Annotated in this window: 3 protein-coding genes; all 3 read right to left on the bottom strand. The window is 43.2% G+C overall.

The window, feature by feature from the left end:
• Positions 1–314: 314 nt before the first annotated feature.
• Positions 315–1,790, bottom strand: coding sequence for a hypothetical protein (locus P5674_RS23260; protein WP_014275982.1), 1,476 nt, complete (start codon positions 1,788–1,790; stop codon positions 315–317).
• A 9-nt stretch (positions 1,791–1,799) separates the two neighbouring features.
• The gene (locus P5674_RS23255) at positions 1,800–2,198 is read right to left on the bottom strand and encodes a hypothetical protein (protein ID WP_006616742.1); all 399 of its coding nucleotides are present in this window, start codon (positions 2,196–2,198) and stop codon (positions 1,800–1,802) included.
• 217 nt (positions 2,199–2,415) lie between these two features.
• Positions 2,416–4,526: CHAT domain-containing protein (locus P5674_RS23250; protein WP_315670329.1), on the bottom strand; the 2,111-nt coding region annotated here is incomplete at its 5' end.

The following is a 4,526-nucleotide window of genomic DNA, read 5'->3' as shown; positions in this document are numbered from 1 at the left end:
TGGGAACCCAACAACAACATCTCTCAGTGATGTTGGGTTTCACCCAACCTACCCAGGTCGAATTCCTCGAAAGTGAGTAGGGCGATCGCATTTCCGGCGCCGAGCCTATTTAGTAGGTTGGGTGGAGTATGGGAACCCAACAACAACATCTCTCAGTGATGTTGGGTTTCACCCAACCTACCCAGCTACCCAGGTCGAATTCCTCGAAAGTGAGTAGGGCGATCGCATTTCCGGCGCCGAGCCTATTTAGTAGGTTGGGTGGAGTATGGGAACCCAACAACAACATCTCTCAGTGATGTTGGGTTTCACCCAACCTACCCAGGTCTTGAATTTAACCGCCACCAGGTTAACCACCCCAAAATTAACCCAATTACACAACTAATAACAAACGTCAAACTCGCCGTTGATACCGGATGAATCGTTGGCGCTTCCGTCTTATTCCGTAACAGGACAAACGAGGCAATTTCCGTTAATATACCCTCCGAATAATTCGCGATTGATGAAGCCGCCGCCGACGCTGTACCCACTCCTATACTAGCAGCAGCGATCGCTCTTTCTAGCCTATCCTCTCTTTTCGCTTGATTAATTTCCACAATTCCCTCAATCGTCTTAATCAGATTTTCTAATAAAATCATCCCCGGACTTAAACTCTCATAGTCCGTTTTTACCTGTCTTTCATACTTGGTCGCCGCCAATTTACTAAACTCAGCCAACGTAGTTAACTCACAATTCGGGTCTACCTTCGCAAATTCTTTTAACCTTTGTCGATAGTTGGCTAAATTAATCGTAATTGTCCTTAACTGGGAATGCAGTTGACTTAAATCGATCGCATAATTTCCTAAGATTTCTAAGGTTTCTTCTAAAGCCTCTTGTAAATCTTCCGGTTGTTTCCGCTGTTGGCGAATGGTTAAGACCGATTTTTGAATGGTTTGATAATTCTTTTTTAATCGGCGTTTCAGAATCCGACTTTGGCTATAGGCCCAAATAATCTTATGGCGATAGGATAACAGACGATGAAAATGGGTCTGTATTTGCTTAATTTCCTCTTGAATTGCCGTTAAGTCGCACTCTGCTGGTAATAGCCAAATTAAATAATGGCATTCTCCTAAACTGTTTTGAATGTCCTTTTTCAGCAGTGACTTATGTTCATCATTTAACCGGGGATAATTTCGCAGGTCTTCCGGTTTTTCATTATCAATCAGTATCAGTAAATTTTCCCAATTCTTCACCGAAACAAACTGAGATATTTCAAATAAATACCCCCCCAAAAGTTGATTGGCTGGGAAACTCAATTGATTATTGGCGATTTCTTTATAACTCTTTTCGGCAATTTCATTAACTTTCTCTGGGGAATATTTACGATCCAGTTGACCCCACAATAGCCAAGTTTGACCGAGGCTTGAGGGACTGTTAATAATCCTTTCCTGAATATATGTTTTCAGTTGCTTTAAAGATGTTTTCTGATATTCGCTATCATAAGCATCAATGATTAAGCTATAGCTATCCCCCAATTGAGAGGCTGCTAAAACATATTCTATCCCCATTAAAGGCTGTTCCCCCTCCTGATAATCTAAGGAAACAATATCGATTTCTGGGTTTTCTTTCGTAGCGTATTTTTCCAGTTTGTCGAGATTTTCGGCCGTTAATTTACTATAGGGTTTTTCCAGGTCATGATGAAACCGTCGCCAAAAATAATAGCGATTAAAATCTATGCTTTCTGAGGTTTGTCCTAACCCTTCCCGTAAGTCATACAGAAACAGTTGCAGCGTGATTTCTTTCAGGGGGTACATTCAGTTAAATTACAGAGATGGAGACGACTTAAATAGTTGGCTAAAAAACCCTTGTATTTTGCCGCCCACAGAAGGATTGAGCGCATTTTTTGACGCTGTTACCGGGTCGGGAGAATGACAAATTTGTTCCGCCAGATTGCTTAATTCTGTGTTATAATCATCACTATCAAAGCTGGGGAGATAGCCTTTTTTACGATCGCTTCCCTCAGACAAAAGGCGATCGCACTCCTGCTTATATAATATCGCTAAGTCTGTATAATTCATCGCCACCGACTCTAATTGTTTCGTATGATTAGCCACATCAGAAATCATCGCCAATTGATTATACACATTTATTGGCAACTTTCGGTTAAAACGGGCTAAGGCATGAATAAACGCGGTTATAATTACTTTATCGTTAGGAGTCATAGCTAATTAATTGGTGACAGTCCGACACCAGGTTAAAGAAACAGGGGACTTGGACAGTGATTTAGCACTTAGTTTATGCCCAACTATTGTAGCACAGTAGCCGTGAATTGTATAGACCCATTTGATAATTAATTGGAGCCGTCAATTTATCCGGTGTTTGGGGTAACAATTCCCGTCAGTTTCTACCTAGGCGACTATCCCGTTATTCCCCCTTCCCTCAATAACCCGAAATCACCAAACTCGACCAATAATAAACATCAGAAAACGGCATAACTTCCGAGTTTTCTTGTCTTTCAATGCGTCCTAAAGCCTTGGATAAAATCCCCCGATTATTATCAGCCAAGGAAGGATGTGATAAACAGCATTGATAAACCTTGGCAATTTCCCCCCAGGTCGCCTCAAACCGTAACCAATTTTTCGCCTTATGCAAAGCCACCGCCGCCGTTTCACCCCCTAGGTATTCCTGATAAAACTTAATCGCCAACACCGCCGCCGACTCATCATTAACCAGCCATAAACTGGAAACCACCTGAGACACTCCCCCCCGCAGAAACGCACTGGCTAACCCCACATATTCCTTCTCAATGGCTTCGATATTAGTTAAACCCGTTTCGCAAGCATTTAGATACACCAGACCATAAGAAGTCAGGGATAAACTCGCTATTTTTTCTCCCGTTAAACGCTCTGAACCCGATAGCAAAAGACTTGACAAACTCGGCTTTTTGTGGTAGTAATCCCCATGACCGCTAAAGTGGAAAATCTGGTGATTTTCTGTTAAAGCTGATATCACAGTTTCCTCAGTGGCTTGTTTATCCGTGATGGTTTGGTAGCGGCTATTATAACCCGTCAAAATTTGCTCAATAGCAGTCACTTCCGCTGCCGTAAAAGGCAAATTTTTCGCGCCGATACTGTCCGGGTAAGCCACAGTCAGCACAGAAACTCCTGAGTTAGGATTCATTGGCGGCGAGGAAGAATGACCATAACCAAAGGCGGCGCTGGGTAAACGAGTGATAATCAAATCATGGGGAAATAAGGCTTCCAAAGGGAAACGGTGCAAGTCTCGATGGGGAATTAAAATTAAGTGGCTAATCTCCGGGGGTAATTTAGCCGTAATTTCCGGGATATTTAACAGGGTGTGCATCGAGTCTATATGGGTTTTTAACCGTTGCTGCCAACTCTGACTATCTGAGGTTTTCTTGAGACTATAATTCTGATAATCCCGATTCCAATGGGTGATTAAAGTTTCCAGTGTTTCCTGTGCCGCAGCAGATAAAGGGATAGCGGTCAGGTCGTCGCGGGTGAGGATAAAGGTAATCAAAGAATGATTGCCATAATACCAATAAATCAGGGCGGTTTCCCCGTTAACCAAGGTTTGAATTTGTGCCACAGTGGGGCTAATCTCAACGGGTTGAGAAGCCGTGGATAACAGCCAAGTTAAATGGATATTCTTTTCTAATTCTGCGGTTTCCAAGGCTTGATGCCAGTTTTGGTCTTGGCTGGCAAAGTCAAAGGCAAAACGATAGAATAGAGTAAATTTTGCCCTCAGCCGTTTCACCTGGGGGATAGACTGAGATTCCCGGAAATTCCCCGGCACCAGTTGGGGGGTTTCATCATCATCTGGGTTGACAGGGGGAGATAGGCTAACCTTCTCGGGTTGGGAATGGTGTCGATGATAAATTTGATTCAGCCAGGTTTGTAAAGTGGCAAAACCCTGTTGATGCCATTGTCTGGCTGACTGGTATTCTCCTAATTTCAACAAAGCCGAAATTAAATCAAGGACAATGGTTAAATATAACTCCCGGTCAGCATCAGGGGTGATAACGGTCAAGGCTTCCTGATAACTTTCTACAGCCTGTTGATAATAGTATCTGGCTGTTTGCGGCTGACCAAATTCATCAGTTATGCGGTGAGAAGCTGTGGCGAATTGACCTCGCTGATAACGCCCTTGACCGATACGGTGATGTAAATATCCCCAGGGGGTGGGGTGGGTGGATTTGGGGCAATGTTTTAAACCCTGTTGATAACTAGCAATTTCTCCTGGATAATCCCGTAATTCTAAACTCGGATTTTGCAGAATTTCTGAGAGTCTCGGTGAGTTGATATCAGGCACAATAAAATCATTATTACGGCGTGATTGTGCAGCCGCATTCCCTCGGTTATACCAAGCTTCATGGTAATCGGGTTTAAATTTTATGGCTTGGTCGTAGGAGGATATGGCTTTTTCATGCTCTCCTAAATCAGACAGCGCATTCCCTCGGTTAGACCAAGCTTCATGGAAATCGGGTTTAAATTTTATGGCTTGGTCGTAGGAGGATATGGCTTTTTCAT

Origin of the sequence: Limnospira sp. PMC 289.06 (genome assembly GCF_032350395.1) — a bacterium.
Taxonomy (GTDB): Bacteria; Cyanobacteriota; Cyanobacteriia; order Cyanobacteriales; family Microcoleaceae; genus Limnospira; species Limnospira platensis.
This window is presented reverse-complemented; position numbering and strand designations above follow the sequence as displayed.